Source organism: Paenibacillus wuxiensis (assembly GCF_040195695.1).
GTDB lineage: Bacteria > Bacillota > Bacilli > Paenibacillales > Paenibacillaceae > Paenibacillus_B > Paenibacillus_B suaedae.
On record NZ_JBEFZI010000019.1, the window covers coordinates 33,200 to 58,278 of the forward strand.

General features: G+C 47.3%; 24 protein-coding genes, 1 pseudogene and 1 other annotated feature. Of the genes and pseudogenes, 1 reads left to right on the forward strand and 24 read right to left on the reverse strand.

Annotated elements, in window-relative coordinates:
* The 22 genes and pseudogenes from ABN764_RS28520 to ABN764_RS28625 form a co-directional block, all read right to left on the reverse strand.
* Nucleotides 1-123, reverse strand: a pseudogene (locus ABN764_RS28520) (30S ribosomal protein S12); the annotation flags it as partial.
* A 136-nt stretch (nt 124-259) separates the two neighbouring features.
* On the reverse strand, nt 260-514 hold the full coding sequence (locus tag ABN764_RS28525; protein WP_138188350.1) for a ribosomal L7Ae/L30e/S12e/Gadd45 family protein: 255 nt from the start codon (nt 512-514) through the stop codon (nt 260-262).
* 185 nt (nt 515-699) lie between these two features.
* Entirely contained in the window at nt 700-4,323 is a 3,624-nt protein-coding gene (gene rpoC / locus ABN764_RS28530) for a DNA-directed RNA polymerase subunit beta' (protein WP_021252465.1), read from the reverse strand.
* Nucleotides 4,324-4,475: 152 nt separating this feature from the next.
* Complete coding sequence (gene rpoB, locus ABN764_RS28535; protein WP_021252466.1) at nt 4,476-8,018, reverse strand: DNA-directed RNA polymerase subunit beta; 3,543 nt, start codon at nt 8,016-8,018, stop codon at nt 4,476-4,478.
* A gap of 366 nt (nt 8,019-8,384) precedes the next feature.
* The gene (locus tag ABN764_RS28540) at nt 8,385-8,999 is read right to left on the reverse strand and encodes a class I SAM-dependent methyltransferase (protein WP_268627092.1); all 615 of its coding nucleotides are present in this window, start codon (nt 8,997-8,999) and stop codon (nt 8,385-8,387) included.
* Between the two features lie 181 nt (nt 9,000-9,180).
* Nucleotides 9,181-9,546, reverse strand: coding sequence for a 50S ribosomal protein L7/L12 (gene rplL, locus ABN764_RS28545; RefSeq protein WP_021252468.1), 366 nt, complete (start codon nt 9,544-9,546; stop codon nt 9,181-9,183).
* A 46-nt stretch (nt 9,547-9,592) separates the two neighbouring features.
* A complete protein-coding gene (gene rplJ, locus ABN764_RS28550) occupies nt 9,593-10,096 on the reverse strand; it encodes a 50S ribosomal protein L10 (protein WP_021252469.1) in 504 nt (167 codons plus the stop codon).
* A 61-nt stretch (nt 10,097-10,157) separates the two neighbouring features.
* Nucleotides 10,158-10,323, reverse strand: a sequence feature (ribosomal protein L10 leader region).
* A 104-nt stretch (nt 10,324-10,427) separates the two neighbouring features.
* Nucleotides 10,428-11,120: a 50S ribosomal protein L1 gene (gene rplA / locus ABN764_RS28555; protein WP_021252470.1), complete on the reverse strand. Its 693-nt coding sequence runs from the start codon at nt 11,118-11,120 to the stop codon at nt 10,428-10,430.
* A 62-nt stretch (nt 11,121-11,182) separates the two neighbouring features.
* Nucleotides 11,183-11,608 carry a 50S ribosomal protein L11 gene (rplK, locus tag ABN764_RS28560; RefSeq protein WP_021252471.1) on the reverse strand — a complete coding sequence of 142 codons (426 nt, stop codon included), beginning with the start codon at nt 11,606-11,608 and terminating at the stop codon, nt 11,183-11,185.
* Between the two features lie 76 nt (nt 11,609-11,684).
* The gene (gene nusG / locus ABN764_RS28565) at nt 11,685-12,218 is read right to left on the reverse strand and encodes a transcription termination/antitermination protein NusG (RefSeq protein WP_021252472.1); all 534 of its coding nucleotides are present in this window, start codon (nt 12,216-12,218) and stop codon (nt 11,685-11,687) included.
* A gap of 23 nt (nt 12,219-12,241) precedes the next feature.
* Entirely contained in the window at nt 12,242-12,433 is a 192-nt protein-coding gene (gene secE, locus ABN764_RS28570; RefSeq protein WP_028532522.1) for a preprotein translocase subunit SecE, read from the reverse strand.
* A 38-nt stretch (nt 12,434-12,471) separates the two neighbouring features.
* Nucleotides 12,472-12,621 (reverse strand): 50S ribosomal protein L33, encoded by a 150-nt coding sequence (gene rpmG / locus ABN764_RS28575; RefSeq protein ID WP_019420680.1) that lies wholly within the window; start codon nt 12,619-12,621, stop codon nt 12,472-12,474.
* Nucleotides 12,622-13,087: 466 nt separating this feature from the next.
* Nucleotides 13,088-13,747 (reverse strand): RNA polymerase sporulation sigma factor SigH, encoded by a 660-nt coding sequence (gene sigH, locus ABN764_RS28580; protein ID WP_021252474.1) that lies wholly within the window; start codon nt 13,745-13,747, stop codon nt 13,088-13,090.
* 206 nt (nt 13,748-13,953) lie between these two features.
* Nucleotides 13,954-14,493: an NYN domain-containing protein gene (locus ABN764_RS28585; protein ID WP_021252475.1), complete on the reverse strand. Its 540-nt coding sequence runs from the start codon at nt 14,491-14,493 to the stop codon at nt 13,954-13,956.
* Nucleotides 14,494-14,504: 11 nt separating this feature from the next.
* A complete protein-coding gene (gene rlmB / locus ABN764_RS28590; protein ID WP_028532524.1) occupies nt 14,505-15,248 on the reverse strand; it encodes a 23S rRNA (guanosine(2251)-2'-O)-methyltransferase RlmB in 744 nt (247 codons plus the stop codon).
* 34 nt (nt 15,249-15,282) lie between these two features.
* On the reverse strand, nt 15,283-15,762 hold the full coding sequence (locus ABN764_RS28595; protein ID WP_446673792.1) for a Mini-ribonuclease 3: 480 nt from the start codon (nt 15,760-15,762) through the stop codon (nt 15,283-15,285).
* Nucleotides 15,763-15,805: 43 nt separating this feature from the next.
* A complete protein-coding gene (gene cysS / locus ABN764_RS28600; protein ID WP_072732034.1) occupies nt 15,806-17,221 on the reverse strand; it encodes a cysteine--tRNA ligase in 1,416 nt (471 codons plus the stop codon).
* 30 nt (nt 17,222-17,251) lie between these two features.
* Nucleotides 17,252-17,998: a serine O-acetyltransferase gene (gene cysE / locus ABN764_RS28605; RefSeq protein WP_021252479.1), complete on the reverse strand. Its 747-nt coding sequence runs from the start codon at nt 17,996-17,998 to the stop codon at nt 17,252-17,254.
* Nucleotides 17,999-18,620: 622 nt separating this feature from the next.
* Nucleotides 18,621-20,069: a glutamate--tRNA ligase gene (gene gltX / locus ABN764_RS28610; RefSeq protein WP_446673793.1), complete on the reverse strand. Its 1,449-nt coding sequence runs from the start codon at nt 20,067-20,069 to the stop codon at nt 18,621-18,623.
* Between the two features lie 43 nt (nt 20,070-20,112).
* Nucleotides 20,113-20,595 carry a 2-C-methyl-D-erythritol 2,4-cyclodiphosphate synthase gene (gene ispF / locus ABN764_RS28615; protein WP_028532528.1) on the reverse strand — a complete coding sequence of 161 codons (483 nt, stop codon included), beginning with the start codon at nt 20,593-20,595 and terminating at the stop codon, nt 20,113-20,115.
* 32 nt (nt 20,596-20,627) lie between these two features.
* Nucleotides 20,628-21,335 carry a 2-C-methyl-D-erythritol 4-phosphate cytidylyltransferase gene (gene ispD / locus ABN764_RS28620; protein WP_446673794.1) on the reverse strand — a complete coding sequence of 236 codons (708 nt, stop codon included), beginning with the start codon at nt 21,333-21,335 and terminating at the stop codon, nt 20,628-20,630.
* A 42-nt stretch (nt 21,336-21,377) separates the two neighbouring features.
* Complete coding sequence (locus ABN764_RS28625) at nt 21,378-22,463, reverse strand: PIN/TRAM domain-containing protein (protein WP_021252483.1); 1,086 nt, start codon at nt 22,461-22,463, stop codon at nt 21,378-21,380.
* Nucleotides 22,464-22,692: 229 nt separating this feature from the next.
* On the opposite strand from ABN764_RS28625, the gene ABN764_RS28630 reads away from it, so the two are divergent.
* On the forward strand, nt 22,693-23,088 hold the full coding sequence (locus ABN764_RS28630) for a nucleoside triphosphate pyrophosphohydrolase family protein (protein ID WP_072732037.1): 396 nt from the start codon (nt 22,693-22,695) through the stop codon (nt 23,086-23,088).
* A 119-nt stretch (nt 23,089-23,207) separates the two neighbouring features.
* On the opposite strand, the gene pssA is transcribed toward ABN764_RS28630, so the two are convergent.
* Both pssA and disA read right to left on the reverse strand, forming a co-directional pair.
* The gene (pssA, locus tag ABN764_RS28635; RefSeq protein WP_021252485.1) at nt 23,208-23,936 is read right to left on the reverse strand and encodes a CDP-diacylglycerol--serine O-phosphatidyltransferase; all 729 of its coding nucleotides are present in this window, start codon (nt 23,934-23,936) and stop codon (nt 23,208-23,210) included.
* 54 nt (nt 23,937-23,990) lie between these two features.
* Entirely contained in the window at nt 23,991-25,064 is a 1,074-nt protein-coding gene (gene disA / locus ABN764_RS28640; protein WP_021252486.1) for a DNA integrity scanning diadenylate cyclase DisA, read from the reverse strand.
* Nucleotides 25,065-25,079 lie beyond the last annotated feature (15 nt).

A 25,079-nucleotide genomic window follows, 5' to 3' on the forward strand; every position in this document is an offset into this window, starting at 1 on the left:
TGGCGCGCTCAAATCCGTTTCTTCGCGTTTCAACGCGTTGAAACCTTTTTGCAAAGCTGGGGATTTGGATTTAGTTACTTTATCTTTGCGGCCCTTACGTACCAATTGGTTAATTGTTGGCATGTTGGCACCCCCTTCCCATATTATCGACACCTTCATAAATCATTCATTTAAGTCCACAGATCCAGGTGGTTCATAAATGAACAAATGAAATGTCTTTGCCCCAGAATTTCTTCTGTTACAAAAACAATCGGCTTCCCTATTCTTCTTCAACGACAGCTGCGACTGCTGCACCTACTTCAATGCCGCATGCCTTGCCAAGGTCGCGCATCGTGCTGACATATGTCAATTTGATGCCCTTCTTCTCACATAGGCTTACGACTTTCGATGTAACGTGTTCATCAGCGTCTTCGGCAATGTACACCTCGATGGCTTTATCAAGTTCAACCATCTTCAATGTTTGCTTCGTCCCAATACGAATTGTTGCATCCTGTAAACCTTTTTCATTAGACATGATGCATGTTCCTCCAAAAGTACAGGTCTTTGTCTTGGGCACACTACGACATAATAGCACTTCGTTTACCCAGTGTCAAGCAATTTCATAACTTCTTTTTTAAAACGATATATTTGTCACAAAAATGGAGGTTGGCGCCATCTAGACAGCGCCAACCACCTCATTTGAAACCTCTATAGTAGAGCTTACTCCGCTGCGCCAACACCTGCTGCATCAAGGGATTCTTCCGTTACTTCCTCGTCAAGCGGATTAATCACTTTAACGCTGCGATAACGGTTCATACCTGTACCTGCAGGAATCAACTTACCGATAATAACGTTCTCTTTCAAGCCGAGCAATTGGTCGACTTTACCTTTGATCGCTGCATCAGTAAGAACGCGAGTCGTCTCCTGGAAGGATGCTGCAGACAAGAAGGAGTCTGTCTCCAAGGATGCCTTCGTGATACCGAGCAAGATCGGTTTCGCAACAGCAGGTTCCTTGCCAGAGAGGATCGCTTCTTTGTTCGCTGCTTCATATTCATGCATGTCAACGAATGATCCTGGAAGCAATGTCGTTTCACCCGCATCGATGATACGGATTTTACGAAGCATTTGCTTAATCATAACTTCGACGTGCTTATCGTTAATTTCTACCCCTTGGTTCCGGTATACGCGTTGAACTTCCTGCAAGATGTAGTTCTGAACGCCACGGATACCTTTAATGCGGAGCATTTCTTTAGGGTCGATAGAACCGTCTGTAATCTCATCGCCGGCTTCGATTGCCATGCCTTCGCTTACGCGGACACGAGAACCGTATGTGACGGAGTACACTTTGGACTCTGCCTCACCTTGGACTTCGATTTCACGACGATCTTTCGCTTCGCGAATTTCTTTAACCACACCATCGATCTCGGAAATGATCGCTTGCCCTTTCGGATTGCGCGCCTCGAACAACTCCTGGATACGCGGCAAACCTTGGGTAATATCGTCACCTGCGACACCACCGGTATGGAACGTACGCATGGTGAGCTGTGTACCTGGTTCACCGATGGACTGAGCCGCGATGATACCAACAGATTCACCAATTTCAACGTGCTTACCAGTCGCCAGGTTGCGACCATAACAAATCTTACATACACCGTGACGAGCACGGCAGCTGAGTACGGAACGAATCATCATCTTCTTGACACCAGCATTGACGATCAACTCTGCCTTATCCGTATCAATCAGTTCGTTACGGTTAACAAGGATCTCCTTTGTCTCCGGATGACGAACCGTTTCACCGGAATAGCGACCTTCGATACGGTCGTACAAGCCTTCGATAACTTCCTTACCGTCGGAGATGTTGGCTACTAAGAAGCCTTTATCCGTACCGCAATCTTCTTCACGAACGATAACGTCTTGTGCAACGTCAACGAGACGACGAGTCAAGTAACCCGAATCCGCCGTACGAAGAGCCGTATCCGCGAGACCTTTACGCGCACCGTGAGTGGAAATAAAGTATTCCAAGACCGTCAGGCCCTCACGGAAGTTCGATTTAATTGGCAACTCGATGATTCGACCGGACGGGTTGGCCATGAGACCACGCATACCACCCAACTGAGTAATCTGCGATTTGTTACCCCGTGCTTTGGAGTCAACCATGAGCATGATGGAGTTGTAACGTTCCATCGATTTCATCAAAATCTCGGTAATACGATCTTTCGTGTTCGACCATACCTCGATAACACGATCGTAACGTTCCTCATTCGTAATCAGACCACGACGATACTGATTTGTAATGACACGAACCTTCTCTTCGGATTCCTTCAAGATATCCACTTTCTCTTGCGGTACGATAACGTCGGATACCGCAATCGAGATACCTGCTTTTGTGGAATACGTAAAGCCGATCTCCTTGATTCGATCCAAAATAACCGAAGTCTTCGTTGTATGGAATACATCGAAGCAGCGGGCGATAATTTGACCAAGATAGTCTTTACCTACCCCACCTGTTTGCGGAATATTTTCGATTATTTCTCTAATATTCGCGCCTTTCTCATATACGAAATAATGATCCGGTGTTCCCTCGAACAAATTGCGCTTCGTCGGCTCATTGATGTACGGGAAATCTGCCGGGAATATTTCGTTGAAAATGATACGTCCAACCGTTGTAATAAGGAACGCATCTTGTTGTTTTTCAGTAAAGTCAGACTTGCCCAATTCACGTACTGGAATTGCAACACGTGCATGCAAGGATGCTGAACCACGTTGATAAGCAGATACAGCCTCATTGACGGAGCCAAAGATCATACCTGTTCCTTTAGCTTCCTTGTTGTCCATCGTCAAGTAGAAGGATCCGAGAACCATATCCTGAGATGGTGTTACAACTGGCTTACCGTCTTTCGGGTTCAAGATGTTGCCGGAAGCGAGCATAAGAAGACGAGCTTCTGCTTGTGCTTCTGCAGACAACGGAACGTGAACCGCCATTTGGTCACCGTCGAAGTCAGCGTTGTAGGCTGTACATACGAGTGGGTGAAGACGGATTGCTTTCCCTTCTACCAGAATCGGTTCAAATGCTTGGATACCGAGTCGGTGAAGTGTTGGTGCACGGTTAAGCAAGACTGGGTGCTCACGAATAACCTCTTCGAGAACGTCCCATACTTCCGGGCTAATGCGCTCTACTTTACGTTTCGCGCTCTTAATGTTGTGTGCCAAACCTTTATTCACGAGTTCTTTCATGACAAAAGGTTTGAACAGCTCAAGCGCCATTTCCTTCGGCAAACCACATTGGTACATCTTCAAGTAAGGACCTACGACGATAACGGAACGACCAGAGTAGTCAACCCGTTTACCGAGCAAGTTCTGACGGAAGCGACCTTGCTTACCTTTGAGCATATGGCTGAGCGATTTCAATGGACGGTTACCAGGGCCTGTTACTGGACGACCACGGCGACCGTTATCAATCAATGCGTCTACTGCTTCCTGCAGCATGCGCTTCTCGTTCTGTACGATAATGTCCGGAGCACCCAAATCAAGCAAACGCTTCAAGCGGTTGTTCCGGTTGATAACACGGCGATACAGGTCATTCAAGTCAGACGTCGCAAAGCGACCGCCATCGAGCTGTACCATTGGACGAAGCTCTGGAGGAATAACTGGAAGAACATCGAGAATCATCCAATCTGGTTGGTTGCCAGAGTTACGGAATGCCTCGATTACTTCTAGTCGCTTGATCGCACGGTTGCGGCGTTGGCCTTGTGCCGTACGAAGCTCTTCCTTCAGCACTTCAAGTTCTTTCTCAACATCCAAGTCTTGCAACAGCTTCTTAACTGCCTCAGCACCCATACCAGCTTGGAATGCATGACCATATTTTTCACGGTAGCTGCGATATTCCTTCTCGGAAAGCAGTTGCTTTTTCTCAAGAGGTGTATCCCCAGGCTCTGTTACAACATAAGAAGCAAAGTAAATAATCTCTTCCAAGGAGCGTGGAGACATGTCCAGCGCCAAGCCCATGCGGCTTGGAATTCCCTTGAAGTACCAAATGTGCGATACAGGAGCAGCCAATTCAATATGGCCCATCCGTTCACGGCGCACCTTCTGGCGTGTTACTTCAACGCCGCATCGATCACAGACAACGCCTTTGTAACGTACACGCTTGTATTTACCGCAATGACACTCCCAGTCCTTCGTCGGTCCGAAAATCTTCTCGCAGAACAAACCTTCTTTCTCCGGTTTGAGCGTACGATAGTTAATCGTTTCCGGCTTCTTGACTTCGCCACGGGACCAAGAACGAATCTTTTCGGGAGAGGCAAGCCCGATTTTCATAAATTCAAAATTGTTGACGTCCATCAAGGAGCGACCCTCCTTAATCTGTACTTGAGTGTACCGCTCTGTCAGTACACAGGAGCGGAATTCTGTGTTCGAACCATATATGGGCTGGCGGTGGCCGTATAGCAATTCGCTAACGGCCACCGTCCGATCCAACGTTATACGACTTCGGCAGCTTACTCGGTGACGTACTCGTCATCCATGCCGAGATTCAACTTATCCTGCGGAATATCGTCATCTTCATCGATTTCACGCATCTCAATTTCTTCTTCGTTCTCTGTCAAGATCTTGACATCCATACCCAAGCTTTGCAGCTCTTTGATAAGGACCTTGAACGATTCAGGAACACCTGGCTCAGGGACATTTTCGCCCTTCACAATCGATTCATACGTCTTCACGCGGCCGACGACATCATCGGACTTGACTGTAAGAATCTCTTGCAATGTATAAGCTGCACCATAGGCTTCGAGTGCCCATACCTCCATCTCCCCGAAGCGCTGACCACCGAACTGTGCTTTACCACCGAGCGGCTGCTGCGTAACGAGAGAGTATGGTCCAGTAGAACGAGCATGGATCTTATCATCAACCATGTGTGCGAGCTTGATCATGTACATGACACCAACCGTAACTTCGCGCTCGAACGGGTCACCTGTACGACCATCGTACAAGATTGTCTTACCGTTGCGCTGCATGCCTGCTTCTTCCATCGTATCGAACACGTCATACTCTGTAGCACCGTCGAATACCGGAGTAGCCATGTGCATACCGAGATAACGTGCCGCCATACCCAAGTGAACCTCGAGTACCTGACCGATGTTCATCCGCGATGGTACCCCTAGTGGGTTCAAGACGACTTGAACAGGCGTACCGTCCGGAAGGAACGGCATATCTTCTTCAGGCAAGATACGTGCGATGACACCCTTGTTACCATGGCGTCCCGCCATCTTATCGCCCTCGGAAATTTTACGTTTTTGGGCAATATAAACACGAACGAGTTGATTCACACCTGGAGGGAGTTCGTCCCCGTTCTCACGTGTAAATACTTTAACATCAACGACGATACCGTCAGTACCGTGAGGCACACGCAAGGAAGTATCACGTACTTCACGCGCCTTCTCGCCGAAGATTGCATGCAAGAGGCGTTCTTCTGCTGTCAGTTCCGTAACCCCTTTAGGTGTTACTTTACCGACGAGAATGTCACCGTCTTTAATTTCCGCACCGACGCGAATGATTCCGCGCTCATCCAAGTTCTTGAGCGCTTCTTCGCCGACGTTCGGAATATCACGAGTAATCTCTTCTGGTCCAAGTTTCGTATCACGAGCTTCGGACTCGTACTCTTCGATGTGAATGGACGTGTATACATCCTCTTTCACCATCTTCTCGGAGAGCAAGATCGCATCCTCGTAGTTGTAACCTTCCCATGTCATGAACGCGACGACAACGTTGCGTCCAAGGGCCAATTCACCAACCTCAGTGGAAGGTCCGTCCGCCAAGATGTCGCCTTTTTTGACGATATCGCCTTTTTTGGCAAGTGGACGTTGGTTAATGCATGTTCCTTGGTTGGAACGCATAAACTTCTGCAATTTATATTTGACGAGGTCACCTCTGACCTCTTTACCATCAATCACTTCAACCTTGCGAACTTGAACTTCATTCGCTGTAACACGCTCGATGACACCGTCTACTTTGGAGACGATACATACACCAGAGTCTTTTGCAGACTTGTATTCCATTCCTGTACCAACAAACGGAGCTTCTGGTATGAGCAAAGGCACCGCTTGCCGCTGCATGTTCGATCCCATGAGCGCACGGTTGGAGTCATCGTTCTCCAAGAACGGAATGAGCGCTGTCGCTACCGACACAACCTGCTTCGGCGATACATCCATGTAGTCAACACGATCCGTAGGCATCGTCAAGATGTTATCTGATTGCTTGTTGTAACGAACGATAGCTGTTTCGTCACGGAATGTGCCGTCTTCATTCAGCGGTGCATTCGCCTGTGCGACTACATAGTTATCTTCTTCGTCAGCAGTCATGTAATCGATTTGTTCTGTAACCTGCCCTGTCTTCGGATCGACCCAACGATATGGTGCTTCAATGAAGCCATACTCGTTCACTCGAGCAAACGTAGACAAGGAGTTGATCAAACCGATGTTCGGACCCTCTGGAGTCTCGATCGGACACATACGGCCATAGTGGGATGGATGGACGTCACGAACTTCAAAGCCCGCGCGCTCACGCGTCAAACCACCAGGTCCGAGTGCAGACAGACGACGCTTATGCGTAAGTTCCGCAAGTGGGTTCGTCTGATCCATGAACTGAGACAACTGCGAGCTACCGAAGAACTCTTTAATGGATGCAATAACCGGGCGAATGTTAATGAGCGCCTGTGGCGTAATCACGTTCGCATCCTGAATGGACATCCGCTCGCGCACAACGCGCTCCATACGGGACAAACCGATTCGGAACTGGTTCTGCAGCAATTCACCAACGGAACGCAGACGACGGTTACCCAAGTGGTCAATATCATCTGTGCTACCAATTCCGTGCAGCAAGTTAATAAAGTAGTTGATCGACGAAATGATATCCGCTGGAGTAATGTTCTTCACGGACTTGTCGATATTGCGGTTTGCAATAATTTTAGTAACTTTACCGTCCTCAATTGGCGAGAACACGTCGATGACTTGAACCGGAATATCTTCCGACTCCATAACTCCGCCTGCCACATGATAGGTTTTGAAACCTACATTGCTTTCAAGACGAGGCAGAATTTCGTCCAAGAGACGACGGTCAACAACTTGACCTGCTTCAGCAATGATTTCGCCTGTTTCTGTATCAACAAGCGATTCCGCCAAGCGTTGATTGAACAAACGGTTCTTAATGTGAAGCTTCTTATTAATCTTGTAACGACCTACATTCGCTAGATCATAGCGCTTCGGATCGAAGAAACGTGCAATCAGCAAGCTTCTTGCATTCTCGAGTGTAGGAGGCTCGCCCGGACGCAGACGCTCGTAGATTTCAATCAGAGCCTTCTCTGTTGAATCCGTATTATCTTTGTCCAGCGTATTGCGGATATACTCATCATGGCCAAGCAAATCTAAGATTTGCTCGTCTGTACCGAATCCGAGTGCTCTCAGCAATACCGTAACAGGAATTTTACGAGTACGGTCGATACGAACATAGATAATGTCCTTCGCATCCATCTCAAGTTCCAGCCATGCACCACGATTCGGTATAACTGTCGCCGTGTAAGTTTTCTTCCCGTTCTTGTCAACTTTAGTACTGAAATAGACACTCGGAGAGCGAACCAACTGGCTGACAATTACACGTTCAGCACCATTAATGACAAACGTGCCCGTTTCCGTCATGAGCGGGAAATCACCCATAAACACTTCCTGCTCTTTGACCTCTCCGGTCTCTTTGTTAAGAAGGCGCACTTTCACGCGGAGCGGCGCCGCATAAGTTACATCGCGTTCTTTCGAATCATCGACTGTATATTTGGGTTCACCCAAGCTGTAATCGATAAATTCCAAAACCAAATTACCTGTGAAATCCTGAATCGGCGAAATATCTTGGAACATTTCGCGCAATCCTTCGTCCAAAAACCATTGATACGATTTCTGTTGGATTTCAATCAAGTTCGGAACTTCGAGTACCTCTTTGATGCGCGCATAACTGCGCCGAGTGCGTCGTCCATATTGAACAAGATGTCCTGCCAACTTTAACTCACCCCTCATGTCTACTCACAAAAATGGATTGCGAATCCTTTTCGGTATCCTTTATAATAAAGTCCACGAAAGAGACTCTAAAAACAAATAATATAGTACAAAATGTCAGAAAAAAGAAAAACGCACGTTCACGGCAAAACGCAAATGCGATGGACGCCGTTTTCCCCCGTGTCGCCGTTTCCTGTTGTCGATACAACTACATATCCGATAGACTTGCCCAAAATGTAAACATTATACGTCATTTCGCAAAAATGTATGCATCCTTTCAAAAAAAGGCTTGACATTTGGGCCATGTGTAGACATGGAGTCCATCCTAATACTGACATTTTATAATAATACCATATTGGGCACTCAGAGTCAACTTGGAAATGATTTCTTCGCTTGATAGATCCGATACCCTTTGTCCTTCACAACTAACTCTACGTTATCTTCTCCAAACAACTGCTGCAGCTTCGCTTCCGCTGATGGCGCTCCCTGTTTCTTCTGAATGACAATCCATAGAGAACCTCCGTCTGCTAAATGCTCATAGGATTGTTCAAAGATGCGATGAACAACCTCTTTGCCTGCACGAATCGGCGGATTGGTGAGAATAACAGAATAATGCTCACTGCCTAGCGCATTGAGGCCATCACTCTCTTGAATCGTGACGTTATGGACTCCATTTAGAAGAGCGTTCTCTCTCGCTAAATCTAAGGCTCGCTCATTCACATCTACCATCGTTACTCGTCCGCGCTTAGCCAGTTTTGCAGCTGTTAATCCAATCGGCCCATAGCCACAGCCGACATCAAGAACGGTGGCGTCTTCAGGAATGCCCATGCAATCAATCAGCACTCGACTGCCGTAATCGACACCACCTTTGGAAAATACACCGGCATCCGACACGAATGCTAGCTGCATACCTCGCAAGGATACCGTCCATTTCTTGCGATTATGCTCTACATCTGGACGCTTGCTGTAATAATGCCCTGCCATCTTGATCCCTTCCTGTCATGGTGAAAATAAAAAGTGCTATCGTTCATTGGCTAAGATGCGCGTCGAGTTCCCTATTTACACTTCGTATTCGATGACACCTAAGCTAAATCGGTAAGTCGTATCTTAGACAACGAACCCCTTGAAAACAAGTTCCAAGGGGTTCGCACTTTGCAAGCAGAGATTACTTCACTTCTACAGATGCGCCAGCTTCTTCGAGCTTCGCTTTTACTGCTTCTGCTTCTTCTTTGCTTACTTTTTCTTTCAATGGTTTCGGGCAGTTGTCTACCAAGTCTTTAGCTTCTTTCAAGCCAAGACCAGTGATTTCACGAACAACTTTGATAACGTTGATTTTGCCTGCGCCTGGTGCAGTCAAGATTACGTCAAACTCAGTTTGTTCAGCTGCGCCAGCATCACCAGCTGCGCCACCCATTACAGCTACAGGAGCTGCTGCAGTTACGCCGAATTCTTCTTCAATTGCTTTAACAAGGTCGTTCAATTCCAATACGGACATGCCTTTGATGGCTTCCAAGATTTGCTCTTTGCTCATTTGTTAAACCTCCATATTTAGTAAAGTGTATGTTACGCGATTAAGCTTACGCTTCCGCTTCGTTCTTCTCTGCAACGGCTTTGACAGCCAATGCGAAGTTGCGCATTGGTGCTTGGAGCACGCTGAGCAACATGGACAACAAACCTTCGCGGGAAGGCAATGCTGCCAAAGCTTTGATTTGATCCACGTCAACGACGCGACCTTCAACTACTCCACCCTTAATTTCAAGAGCTTCGTTTTTCTTCGCAAAGTCGTTCAAGATTTTCGCAGGTGCTACTGCGTCTTCACGACTGAATGCGATAGCTGTCGGACCAGACAATACTTCATCAAGTTCAGACAACTCAGCTTCTGCTGTCGCACGGCGTACCAATGTATTTTTCAATACTTGGAATTCGATGCCTGCTTCGCGCAGTTGCTTACGAAGTTCAGTAACTTGAGAAACTGTCAATCCACGGTAGTCAGCAACAACCGTTGTAGCGCTGCTACGGAATTTCTCAGCGATATCTTGTACAGCTTGCTGTTTCGCTTCGATTACTTTTGCGTTTGCCACTCGTTCCACCTCCTACAAGGTTCTACTTAACACCGCATCCTGTCCGAGATCTTCTACCTACTTCAGCATAAGAAAAGCCTCTGCAGTTTACTACAGAGGCATCACGATAGCACTTGGTGCGCAGACGTGTCAACGACACGCTCCAAGCACTCAGTCTATTTCGAACACCTCGGTAGGAGATTAAGCCTTTCGGCACCTACTGTCTACGGTACGATTATTCAAAAGTTAATTGCACATCATGTGTTAGCAACTCTATTAGCATAGCATGGACAGTTGAACCATGTCAACCACTCACAAAACTTGCCAACAGATTCCCACTAAAGAATAAATCTTAGCGGAAAGATGCTGTGTTCACACGTGCTGCAGGGCCCATCGTGGAAGAAACCGCGATGTTTTTCAAATACACGCCTTTAGCCGCTGCTGGCTTCGCACGGTTCAATGCATCGATCAACGCTTTGAAGTTGTCATGCAACTTGTCTGCATCGAAAGAAGCTTTACCGATTGGTGCGTGGATTTGTCCTGCTTTGTCCAGACGGTACTCGATTTTACCAGCTTTGATCTCTTGAACAGCTTTAGTAACGTCGAATGTAACCGTACCAGCTTTAGGGTTAGGCATGAGACCTTTACCACCGAGGATACGTCCCAATTTACCTACTTCGCTCATCATGTCTGGCGTAGCTACGCAGACATCGAAGTCGAACCAGCCTTGTTGAATTTTGTTGATCATATCTTGATCGCCTACAAAATCAGCACCAGCTGCTTCTGCTTCTTTTGCTTTTTCGCCTTTTGCAAAGACGAGAACGCGTTTTGTTTTACCTGTACCGTGTGGAAGTACAACTACCCCACGAACAGCTTGGTCTTGTTTACGAGGGTCTACACCCAAGCGAACAGCAACTTCTACTGTTTCGTCGAATTTTGCTGTAGCCGATTTTTTAACCAACTCAATGGCTTCCATCGACTCATAAGCAGCATCTCTATCGATAAGCTTAGCAGCTTCGACATATTTCTTGCCACGTTTTGCCATGATTATTTCCTCCTTTGTGGTTTTAACGGATTAACCTCCCACATGCGCCAAAGAAGAACGTATTAGTCTTCTACGACAAAGCCCATGCTGCGAGCTGTACCTTCAACCATACGCATAGCCGATTCAACGGATGCTGCGTTCAGGTCAGGCATTTTTTGCTCAGCGATTTGACGTACAACGTCGCGTTTCACTGTTGCAACTTTTTTCGTGTTCGGTTCACCGGAACCTTTTTCGACCTTAGCCGCTACTTTCAACAATACTGCAGCCGGTGGAGTCTTCGTGATGAACGTAAAGGAACGATCTTCGAATACAGAGATTTCAACAGGAATAATCAAACCTGCTTGATCAGCTGTTTTCGCATTAAATTCCTTACAGAACGCCATGATGTTGACACCCGCTTGACCCAATGCTGGACCTACTGGAGGCGCTGGATTCGCCTTACCCGCTGGAATTTGCAATTTAACGACTTTAATGACCTTTTTCGCCATTTCAAACACCTCCTTGCGCTAGTTATGTGAGGTTCAGGTTGCCCTATCTCACAGTAGAAACCAATAGAAAGATGTATTAGATCTTCTCCACTTGGTGGTAATCCAACTCAAGAGGGGTTTCTCTTCCAAACATGTTGACATGAACCTTAAGCTTCTGCTTGTCTGTAATGATCTCTTCGACCGTACCGACGAAGTTTGCGAAAGGCCCTACCATAATGCGAACCGATTCCTTCAAGTCGAAATCGACTTTTGCTCTCGGATCTTCCATGCCCATTGTCTTTAAGATCTGATCGACCTCTTCAGGCAACAGTGGAATAGGCTTTGAACCAGAGCCGGTAGATCCGACGAATCCGGTAACCCCTGGCGTGTTGCGAACAACATACCAAGACTCATCCGTCTGAATCATTTCAACCAAAACATAACCCGGGTAAACTTTACGCATGACAACTTTCTTTTTGCCATCCTTGTTTACCATTTCTTCTTCCATCGGAACAAGAACGCGGAATATTTTGTCTTCCATGCCCATGGATTCAACGCGCTTTTCCAAATTGGCTTTAACTTTGTTCTCATAACCTGAGTAGGTATGAACAACGTACCATCTTTTTTCCATAACTAAGCCACCTTGGGACTTTATTAAATAATCGCTTCGACTATCGCGGAAATTCCGATATCAAGGACCCAGAAATAAAGCGTCATAAAGATAACCGTGGCTAAAACGACGATCGTATAGCTTGTCAGTTCTTTACGACTGGGCCAGCGAACCTTTTTTAATTCACCCCAGCTGTCGGCAAAGAAGGAAAACATCGAACCGAAACTTTGTTTCAGTTTCCCGAAGAAAGCCACGGACTACACCTCCATCAGACTTATCTCGTTTCGCGATGAGAAGTATGCTCGTTGCAGAACTTGCAGAATTTCTTCAACTCAATGCGGTCTGGGTGATTACGTTTGTTCTTTGTTGTCGTATAGTTGCGTTGTTTGCAGTTCGTGCAAGCCATCGTAACGATTACCCGCATGTAGTACACCTCCTGAAGACACCTTAATGATAAGAAGCGTCGAATTTCCCCAAGCAGAAACGGATTGACCATCCTTCTACAGGGGGACAAATCGTCTCTTGTTCGCTGAATAATCCACTCTCAGTCTAATAACCAATCATTTCTTATTCAGTAAATACGTACGCATATTTAGGGCTACCTAAAACACTTTATCACAAGGGGCAAATGATGTCAATGATAAGATGTTGACGCCGTGGGGGGCGATGTCATTCACTCTATCATATCCGACAGCTGCTTGACAAAGGAAAAGATCACTAATGTTCCTAGTCGCTATCAGTATGGTGGAATATTACGCAATCTAAACCTTCATTCTCGTAAACTTTCGATGTAAAATTAATTGCTTTCAATCGGGAACAGTATGTACACAATGAAAAAGAGCCTATCTCCCATACTAGGTTGATAAGCTCCTACATCTGTATTCGACTAATTAACATCCGCTATCCCCGCCATCCCGTAACTCCAAATATCGCTCCAACTTTCGCTTGACTCGCTGCAGCGCATTGTCTATCGATTTGACGTGGCGATCCAGATCAACGGCAATTTCCTGATAGGAACGCCCATCCAAATACAGCATGAGCACTTTCCGTTCCAAATCGCTCAAAATTTCAGACATCTTGTCCTCGAGCCCAACGAATTCTTCTTGATTAATGATCAATTCTTCTGGATCAGACACCCGCGAGCCACCAATCACATCTAGCAAGGTACGATCTGAATCTTCGTCATATATCGGCTTATCCAACGACACATAAGAATTCAATGGTATGTGCTTCTGGCGCGTCGCAGTCTTAATCGCAGTAATAATCTGTCTAGTAATGCACAGTTCGGCGAATGCCTTGAATGATGCCAGCTTGTCTCCCTTAAAATCACGAATTGCCTTGTATAATCCGATCATGCCCTCTTGAACAATATCCTCACGGTCAGCGCCGATTAGAAAATATGAGCGTGCTTTTGCTCGAACGAAATTGCGGTACTTGTTAATTAAGTATTCGAGCGCTTCGCTATCTCCCTCCCTGACCGCGTCGACTAGCTGTTCATCCGACGAACGATCGTATGAGGAGGTGCTTAATACTTTGAGGTCAACACTCACTAGCAATCCCTCCGGCCTGCAACGCAATCCACCCGTTACATCACAAATGATAGATTCAGTATATATGAATCTATCTATCATCGTCAACCAAAGGAAGCCTTATCCTGTGCGGAATTTGAGCATTATTCCAAAATAAGTCTATGCATTTGACTGCATACGCCAATAATAACGTTGAAAATGACGCTCATGCTCCTGTCCTACGCTACTCAATCTTCTTCCCCTCGGCGCAGCCGTTCAAGCTTAAGCAGTTGATCCAGCTTAAGCTTGCCTTCAATCGGGTTACGCTTGATCGGCTGCAGTGCCTGTTCACGAATCTTCGTCTCCACCTCGCGCCGGGCCTGTACAATAATGAGCCTCAGCTCGCGTGCCGAAATACGAAGTGCACCTTGTGCAAAAGCTACGTTCTGTTCTGTCATGTCTGATGTTGCTACGTAGATTTGACGGCGGCGATGTCCAAGCTCCCTGGCAAGCCGCTCGATGCATTCGTCCGCTGTCTCTTTCTCCTTCGTGAACTGTACAGAGACTTTACCCTGCGTGTACTTGGCGCCTAAACCAGGAACGCGATATGCGTCAAATACCACAATTACTCTTCGGCCGGAATATGCTAGATAGTCTGCAAGCATATTTAACAGTCGTTCTCTTGCTTCATCTAAGTCTTTATCTTTCAGCTCTCTTAATTCCGGCCACGCCCCGATCATGTTGTAGCCGTCAACAAGAAGCACATCGCGCCAATCCTGCCGATCCATATCGGGCAGCCTCAGCCGCGACGCCGGCGCACGACCTCATACATGAAGATGCCTGCAGCTACCGACGCATTAAGCGAGTTAATTTGCCCTGCCATTGGAAGCTTATACAACATATCGCAATTTTCCCGAACAAGTCTGCCCATTCCTTTATTCTCGTTACCGATGACAAGCGCGATTGGAAGATTGAATACATCCGCTTCATAAATGTCTTGAGTTGCTGTTACATCTGTACCTACGATCCACACTCCACGGTCTTTAAGCTGCTGCATCGTCTGAACCAAATTCGTCACCTTGGCTACCGGCACATACTCGACAGCTCCAGCAGAAGTCTTAGATACCGTAGCAGTCAGTCCAGCTGAGCGGCGCTTCGGAATAACTACGCCATGCGCACCTGTGCAGTCCGCTGTCCGAAGAATGGAGCCCAAATTGTGCGGATCCTCGATCTCATCCAATAGGATCAGAAACGGAGTCTCGCCTTTAGCCTCAGCTTGAGCTAAAATATCTTCCACTTCTACATAATGATAAGCTGCAACCTGTGCGACAACTCCTTGATGCTGAACCCCCTCGACCATTTGATCGAGCTTGCGCTTATCGACCATTTGAATCACGACGCCAGCTTTCTTGGCTTCTGCAATAATCGGCCCTGTTAAATGTTTTTGTGCATTTTCCGCAATCCATACTTTATTTATCGTTCTCCCGGATTTGAGCGCCTCGGTTACCGAATGCTTCCCGGCAATATATTCTTCTTCATGCATGCGTAAGTGTGCCTCCCGTCTAGATGTTTCCCTTTTACTTTTGCTGCTGTTCTGTCCCATGTGCTTGAACAATCATAGTAACGAATTGCCGCATCCGTTCAAAATTTTCATTCAGATATAAATAGCCGAATAAAGATTCAAGCGCTGTAGCCTGTCTATATTCACTTACGTTCGCACTTTTCGGCACACTGGACTTCGTATTGCGTCCTTGGCGAACGACGTCTGCCTCTTCATCTGTTAATATCGGCATCAGAAGCGATAGCGCACGCGCCTGCGCCTTGGCAGATACATACCCCGTCGCTTCACGATGCAGGTGGTTCGGCCGATGATTCGGCTGTGATATAAGATATTGTCTGATGGCAACTTCGAAGATTGCATCGCCTATATAAGCGAGTACAATCGGATTAAGCTGCTGCGGCCGCTTGGTCGGGGCGAAAGGGAACAGCCATGTTCCAGTATCCCCTGACCTTGCTTCAATTGTTGTCGATTGATGTTCCTGTTGATTATCATTCATTGCGTATGCATAAGCTCCTTCGTCGACCGTAATGCCGCTGCGACTATTTTCGGCGCCAGCGCACACCCTGAGGCGTATCTTCCAGAACGATCCCCTGCTCGGTTAACAGATCGCGAATTTCATCGGCTCTCGCCCAGTTTTTCGCTTTGCGAGCATCGTTGCGTTCTTGGATAAGTTGGTCGATTTCCTCATCCAGCAATTCCTCTTCCTTCTCCAATACCAGTCCAAGCACCTCGTTCATCGCTTCAAAGGCATCCAGCAATGCTTCCAAGTCCCCAGCTGCAAGCGAATCAGCTTGCTGCAAATACGAATTCGCCTCACTTGCCCATTCGAATACAGCAGTAATGGCATCTGCCGTATTGAAGTCATCCTGCATCTTCGCATCAAAGGTCTCTAGAATGGAAGCTATCTTCACTTGAAGTGCCTCGTTCGCATCTTCCTGCACAGATGGATCTGTATTCAGAGATGCCAATGCATGGCGGACATTCGCAACTGCATTCGCTATGCGGCTGACGCTTTTCTCTGCCTGTTCCATCGCTTCTGCATTGAAGTTCAGTGGGTTGCGATAGTGTGTCGACAACATGAAGTAGCGCAGAGCAGCCGGATCATATTGCTTAAGCAATTGATGAACCGTTACCCCATTACCAAGCGACTTCGACATTTTTTCATTATCAATATTAATATATCCGTTATGCATCCACACGTTGGCAAGTGGTTTTCCTGTCACGGATTCGGACTGTGCAGCCTCACATTCGTGGTGCGGGAACTGAAGATCCTGGCCGCCGCCATGGATATCGATCGTTTCACCCAAATATTTGCGCGACATAGCCGAGCATTCAATATGCCAGCCTGGACGGCCTTCGCCCCATGGGCTTGACCAAGAGATTTCCCCTGGCTTCGCCGCTTTCCATAAGACGAAGTCAGCAGCGTCATCCTTGCGCTCATCCACTTCGATTCGAATTCCGAGCTGCAGCTCATCAATGTTCTGACCGGAAACCTGGCCATACTTCGCAAATTCTCTCGTACGGAAATACACATCTCCGCCCGATTCATAAGCCTTACCGTTTGCCACAAGCTCTGAGATGAAGGCGATGATTTCCTCCATATTATCCGTTACACGCGGGTTATTCGATGCACGGCGAATACCTAGACCATCATTATCCTCATAGAACGCCTGAATAAAGCGCTCCGCAACTTCTTGTACCGTGGATCCCAGATCTGCTGCTTTGCGGATCAGCTTGTCATCAACATCTGTGAAATTCACGATGTAGTTTACTTCGTAATCCAGCGTCTCTAAATAACGGCGAACAACGTCAAAAAAGATCGCAGGCCGCGCATTTCCGATATGGATATAGTCATACACAGTTGGCCCGCATACATACATCGTAATGCGATCCGGATCTATCGGCTGAAACGGCTCTTTCGTACGTGTCAGCGTATTATAAATGTGCAAAGTCATGCAAGTCACTCCTCCTTGATGTTCGGGCATTTATTTGTTCACTTTCTCAAGTTCTTTCCTCGGTTGTTGGACAGACTCCTCTACTTGTATGCTTTCTTGACTTTCAGTCTCTGCAATTTCAGAGTCTCTGCCTTGGGGATGCTTAAGTTGGTGCAGTTCAGCTCTCAATGCATCCATCTCAATCTGCATGCTTCGAAGCATATCAATCACTGGGTCAGGCAGTTGGGCATGGTTCAAGCGGTCAATGCGCACTCCATCCTGCTTCACTACACGTCCCGGAATGCCCACGACTGTACAGTTCGGCGGTACTTCCCGGAGCACGACGGAATTGGCTCCAATGCTTGAATTGTCTCCAATAGTGAAAGAGCCAAGCACTTTCGATCCAGAAGCAATGACGACATTGTTCCCAATCGTCGGATGCCGCTTCCCCTTCTCTTTCCCCGTACCTCCAAGTGTTACGCCTTGGTAAATGACTACATCATCGCCAATCTCACAGGTTTCACCAATGACGACTCCCATGCCATGGTCAATAAACAGTCTTTGGCCAATCCTCGCTCCAGGATGTATTTCAATTCCCGTCATGAACCGGCTTATTTGCGAAATAATGCGCGCAGTCGTAAACCAGCGCCAACGATAGAACCGATGTGCAATGAGATGCGCCCAGATGGCATGCAGGCCTGAATAGGTAAAGATTACTTCGAATCGGTTGCGCGCCGCCGGGTCGTTATCGAACACCGCCTGCACATCGGATTTCATTCTTCGAATGACACGCCACATGCTCTGTCCCCCCCGGAACTCAGCGAATTGAGTTAGCATTCCTCTCTCATACACACAAGCGGATACATAAATTCATCACAATAAAAAACGCCCCTGCAGCATGATGCTGCAGAGACGCGATGCGCGGTTCCACTCTGCTTGGACAACATCATATCTCCGCTATTGCCATCGTATATCTATCCTCCACTTACACCGGATACAAAACCATGACATAGCCAAATACTTGTTGCCCCTCTTGAATATCCTTAACGCGGATGATTCGCCACCCCCTACCCATGTACTCAGGTACATGCTCAAGGGCGGAGCTTCCGGGTGCATCGCATAAGCTTAAAAATGGAACGACTCACAGCCTGTAAGGAGCGATGGACACCAGATCCATAGTCTTCCTTATCTCGATCGTTCTCTCTGTTCATTTTTATCCCGCTTATACTCTCCCGTTCAACGCTTTTATTAGTATGCTCAATCATACTGTACGAAGCATGACTTTCCTTCAGAACGAAATAATGAAAAGGATTCTATCGTTAAGTATATTCGAAGCTCCTACTGCATGACAATAACAATCGATGAAAGTTATCCGCATGTGCATTCGAATCATATCCTATCCAAAAACATCAAATCTGATCTATCCATTCAAGCGAGCTAGGACCTTCTCTTTACCAAGCAGAACAATCGTCTCATTCAAATCACGGCCGTGCATTTGCCCAGATACTGCAACACGAACCGGCATGAACAGACCTTTTCCCTTGGCGCCTGTTTCCTTCTGAACTTCCTTCAAGGATACCTTGATCGTATCTGCATCCCAAGTCGTTGCAGCTTCCAGCTTCGCACGAAGTGCTGCCAATACAGTAGGAACCTGCTCTTCAGCGAGCACTGCCTTAGCTTCTTCGTCGATGACAAGTTCTTCACGGAAGAACATCTCCGACAATTCCACAATGTCGGATGCACAGTTCATTTGCTCCTGATACAGCTTCACAAGTGCAGTCGCCCAAGCTTGCTGCTCTTCATTCAGCTGCTCTGGCAAGCGTCCTGCACGCTGGAGGTGAGGAATCGACAATGCCGCAATGCGATCAGGTTCTGCTTTCTTCATATACGTATTATTAATATGCGTCAGCTTATTCGTATCAAATACAGCAGGGCTCTTGGACAAGCGCGTCTCGTCAAAGATCGAGATGAGCTCCTCCATTGAGAAGATCTCTTCTTCCCCTTTTGGTGACCAGCCAAGCAATGCGATGAAGTTAACCATTGCCTCTGGCAAGTAGCCGAGCTGCTCATATTGTTCAATAAATTGAATGATCGACTCATCCCGTTTGCTGAGCTTCTTGTGATTCTCATTTACGATAAGCGTCATATGTCCAAATACAGGCGCTTCCCATCCAAACGCTTCAAAGATCATCAATTGGCGAAGCGTATTCGTCACATGATCTTCTCCACGCAGAATGTGAGACATCCGCATCAAATGGTCATCGATGACAACCGCGAAGTTATAAGTCGGTATACCGTCCTTCTTCACGATAACCCAGTCGCCTGTTGTATCGGATTCAAACGTAATTTCACCTTTAACCATATCATTAAAGGTATACGAGCGTCCTTGCGGCACGCGGAAGCGGATGCTAGGCTTGCGGCCTTCTGCCTCCAGGTGTGCATGATCCTCAGCGGACAAGCTGCAGCACTTGCCGGAATACTTCGGCGTTTCGCCGCGTTCAACTTGTGCTTCCCGCTCCGCTGCAAGCTCTTCTTCCGTACAATAGCAGCGATAGGCAAGCCCGCGCTCTAGAAGCTCGTCCACATATTTATTATAGATATCCAAGCGCTCCGTCTGACGGTACGGGCCGAAATCCCCGCCTACATCAATGCTCTCATCCCAATCCATGCCGAGCCACTTCATGTACGTAAATTGGTTCTCTTCTCCGCCTTCCACATTGCGCTTCACGTCCGTATCCTCGATGCGAACGATGAACTTACCCCCATGGTGACGTGCGAACAAATAGTTAAACAATGCCGTACGCGTATTACCAATATGTAAGTGTCCTGTAGGGCTTGGTGCGTAACGAACTCGAATATCGTTATTCATGATTGCTTCACTCCCGTACTTTGTCTTTCCATCAATCATTTCATCATACCATATTGTGAAATAAGCAGACAACAGCCTGTGCGGCAATTCCCTCACCGCGTCCAGCAAATCCTAATTGTTCCGTTGTCGTAGCCTTCACATTCACCTGCGAATCCTCTGCGCCGAGAGCGCGAGCGATATTCGCTACCATCGCTGGAATATGCGGCAGCATCTTCGGTTTCTGTGCAATAATCGTGCAATCGATGTTGCCAAGTCGATAACCGCGCTCAACAGCTAGCTGCCATACATGCTCTAACAGCTTCATGCTGTCCGCATCCTTGAATGCAGGATCCGTATCTGGAAAATGCTTGCCGATATCCCCTAATCCTAGTGCGCCCAGAATTGCATCACTTACCGTATGCAGAAGCACATCAGCATCTGAATGCCCAAGCAATCCCTTCTCGTAAGGAATATGAACGCCACCAATAATGCACGGCCGTCCCTCTACTAACTGGTGCACGTCGAATCCCTGTCCCACTCTAATCATACGTAAGCCTCCCTCTCCTTCTGCCTCAACATTCAATTTCGCTTAGCTTCATGACGAGACAGCCACCATGCAGCCCAATCCAGATCATCCGGCGTCGTTAGCTTAATGTTCGTGTAGCTCCCCTCCACTACGTGAACAGCAATTCCCATCCGCTCAACAAGCATCGCATCATCCGTTCCCACGAATTGCTCCTGCTCCGCGAGCTCATGAGCAGCCATTACATCAGCAAGCCGGAAAGCCTGTGGTGTCTGAATCGCCCATAAGCTGCTGCGATCAGGTGTTGCCGTAATAATACCGGACTTGTCCACCTGCTTAATGGTATCCTTGACCGGAACGGCCAATACGGCCGCTCTGTGCTGCCGGGCCGCATCGTAACATGCGCTTACTCTGCCCGGCTCTACAAAGGGCCGTACACCATCGTGGATGCACACATATTCGAGTCCACGCGCTTTCAGAGCCTGCAAGCCAGCATATACTGAATGCTGACGTTCCTTGCCTCCTGTAACGATGTCTTGAACCTTATGCAATCCGTATTGTTTCACCCATGCTTCGCAGCGCGCATAATCCTGTTCCGTGGTTACCCATGCGATCGATTCGCACTCAACCATGGACTGAAACCGCTCTACGGTATGGATGATTACTGGCTTATCCTGTAAATGCAAATACTGCTTACTCTCTTCCGTGCCCATGCGCGTGCCTCTGCCAGCAGCGACTATGACCACGCCAAACCCTCTGTCCATCCTTACTAACCCCCATGATGGTAGTATCCCCATCATACCTGTTTATTGGGCTTTTTCCAACAGTTTTGGCTTAGCAAATATCATTCGTCCTGCTGACGTCTGAAGTACACTGGTCACCAGAACCTCCATCGTCATGCCGATATAATCTCTGCCGCCCTCAACGACGATCATCGTACCATCATCCAAGTAGGCTACACCTTGACCATGTTCCTTACCATCCTTGATGACTTGAACAACAATCTCTTCTCCTGGGAGAACCACTGGCTTCACAGCGTTGGCTAGATCGTTAATATTGAGCACTGATACTCCCTGCAGCTCACATACCTTGTTCAAGTTGAAATCATTCGTGACGACTTTCCCCTTTAGCAGCTTCGCGAGCTTAACCAGCTTGCTGTCTACCTCCGAAATTTCGTCAAAGTCCCCTTCATAAATGAGTACTTTTACTTCCAGTTCTTTTTGAATTTTATTCAGAATGTCCAACCCTCTGCGTCCACGGTTCCGCTTGAGCAAGTCCGACGAATCCGCGATATGCTGCAACTCCTCTAAGACGAACTCAGGAATGACGATTGTCCCTTCAATGAATCCGGTCTTGCATATATCTGCGATGCGACCATCAATGATGACGCTTGTATCCAAGATCTTATGTTCTTCCATTCCTCTGCTCTTCTCTTCACCTCGTTCAGGCATGCGGAAGGCGGAGACCCACTTTACAATCTCATCCTGCTTCATAAGTGCTGCTTGCAACCCTGCTGCTGACAGCAGGACAATCATACAAACCGATACCATACGCCCTACTGTCCCAAACGGCTCAAATAGCGGTACAAGCAACCCCCCAAAGGACAGTCCCATCAATGCGCCAGAAGCTCCAATCACCAGCATCCCTGCTGACATATTCACCATGCGTTCTTCCAAGCTGCCCCATAACCGTGCCAATGGCGTAAAAAGTGCACGACCCATCACAATAAAGCAAAATGCCCCGCCAAGTGCCCATAACAGTCCGTTAGAAGTTATTCCAGGGTTGGATAATGACGAAAACTCCATTGTCTGCATATTCCAATACCGATGGAACTCTGTCCCACTCCATGCTCCGATCAATCCTGCAACCGCATAAAATAATCGTCTGAACACGAAGTCCACCTCCTTATCTAATTTGAATATCTTTACAATTATGGCCCAACCCTCTCGCTCCTAATCGTCCATTCTTACATTTTTAAATTCGAGGCGAAGTTGAAATGTAGGAAATCCTAGTCGTATAATAGGGGAGTAGTACGGAATGGGGATAGCTGAAATAACGTGAGTCCCTTGAGCAGTATGGCTCGGGCCGAACCACGATTCCATGAATAGAGGTGGATGAGTAATGAGTACTTCCAGTTTGCAATCTTTGCAGGATCAAGTCGGCGATTTATTGTTAAGACACCGAAGCTTGCTGGACATTCTTTCGAAATACGGACAGTCTGACGCCTCGGTAAACCGCGCGGTAACGAAAGCCATAACAGAATGTGGCTGCTTGGAGCTGCATGCGAAGCGGCAGCCCTACCATGACGACATGGATATGGATCAAGCGAAGCAATCTCTTGAATCACATGTTCAAGGTCACTTATGCGAGAACTGCAAGGATGTTGTGAAGAGCGAGCTTGGCAAGCACCTATTCTATATGTCTGCCCTGTGCAATCTGCTTGATATTGATCTTGACGATGTCGTCAAACAGGAATCGAGCAAGTGCCAAACTCTCGGGATATTCAACCTGTCCTAATGGAATGAAGAAGAACTGAAAATTGATACAAGATAATTGGAACGGAAATCATATACAACACAAAAAGCACCTGCCGCCCAATTATGGACTGCAAGTGCTTTTCTTTTGGGTTTATTCGCTTAAGAATGCTTCGACTGGTACCACTCTTCCGCATCAAGCTGTTTCTTGCGGCGGCGATTCAGCATTCTAACGTTTTTTTTTAAACCAAGCAGCGCATACAGTACCAACGGCACAAAAATCAGCTTCGGTGTCTGTTCTGGCTGCCATACCGCGATCGCTACTGCCCCTGCAATAACAAAAGGCGTAATCCAGATGGCCTTCTTCGGAATACCGACTTTCTTGAAGTTCGGATATTTCACAGTACTAACCATTAAGTAAGATAATAAAATCATCGCTATCATAAGATAAGCCGCTGGGATGCTCTCATGGAACAAGGCAAGTGTACATGCCACACCGCCAGCCGCTGGGATTGGCAAGCCGATGAAATACCCCGGAATACCATCCTTAACGTTGAAGCGTGCAAGTCGCAGTGCACCACAAATCGGGAAGATTGCGGTAACGATGCAAGCCAGCACCGGGTTACTATCTGTAAAAGCGACGGCATACATAATAAAGGCTGGCGCTACACCGAATGAAATCACATCGGATAGGGAGTCAAGCTCCTTGCCGAATTCACTCTGTGCGTTCAATGCTCTTGCTACACGCCCATCCAATCCGTCGAGCAACATGGCAATAATAATCATAAGAGCTGCTAAGTTGTAGTCATCGTGAAACGCAAGCATGATGGAAATGATTCCGAGAAACAAGTTACCGATCGTAAACAAGCTCGGAATGGACTTTGTAATCATAGGTTCACCTCTAATTTTACTATGCCCAACGTACGTCCTTTCATTGTAGGAAAATCAAATTTGCCTGTCAATGAAGACCTGCTCCTGAATCCGCTTAAGCCCTTCCTTAATCGCACGAGCGCGAACTTCGCCAATGCCGTCTACTTCATCCAATTCCTCAATCGTTGCCATCATGACATGAGGGAGGTATTGGAAGGTTTCGACTAAGTTGTGAATAATGACATTAGGAAGTCTTGGTATCTTGCTAAGAACGCGGTAACCGCGCGGCGAAACGGATTCTTCCTGAATCGTGCTCGTCGTCGGGTAACCGAGCAGTCTTATTAAATGATGGGTATCAAGCAGTTCATCTGCCGTGCATTTCTTAAGTTGGGCTATGATCTCACGTACCTTCTCATCGCTTCCGTCCCGGGCATAATCCTTCAACAGCAGCCAAGCGTCTTCTTCGGTGTTGCTTACGAGCTCTTCGAGCTGCATGCTGATAAGACGTCCCTCTGTTCCCAGTTCGTTGATGTAACGCTTGATCTCCATCTTAATACGTAACACCATCTCAATACGTTGCACAACGTTTACGACATCGTATAAGGTAACCAATTCTTCGAACTCGGATGCAGTTAAATTTGTCATGCCTTGTACAAGCACAACCTTATATTTTTCCAATGTCTGAATCGCTTGGTTCGCCTTCGTGAGAATAACGCCAATCTCCTTAAGTGCATAACGCAGACTGCCTTGGTACAGTGTAATGACATTCCGGCGCTGGGAGATGGAGACTACCAGCTTCCCCGTCTGCTTCGCTACCCGCTCCGCTGTCCGGTGCCGGATGCCTGTCTCCGTAGATGGAATGGAGGAATCCGGAATGAGCTGTGTGTTCGCATATAATATCCGCTTAATGTCTTCACTCAAGATAATGGCGCCGTCCATCTTGGCCAGTTCGTACAAGTAGCTCGGTGAGAAGTCACAGTTAATGGAGAATCCCCCGTCTACAACTTCCATTACTTCTGGACTGTATCCAACGACAATAAGTGCCCCTGTCTTCGCGCGCAGCACATTCTCAAGCCCGTCGCGGAAAGGCGTTCCTGGTGCGACCATCCGCAGCAGGTCGTTCATAATATCCAGTTGGCTTTCCTTCATTCTATATCTATGCCC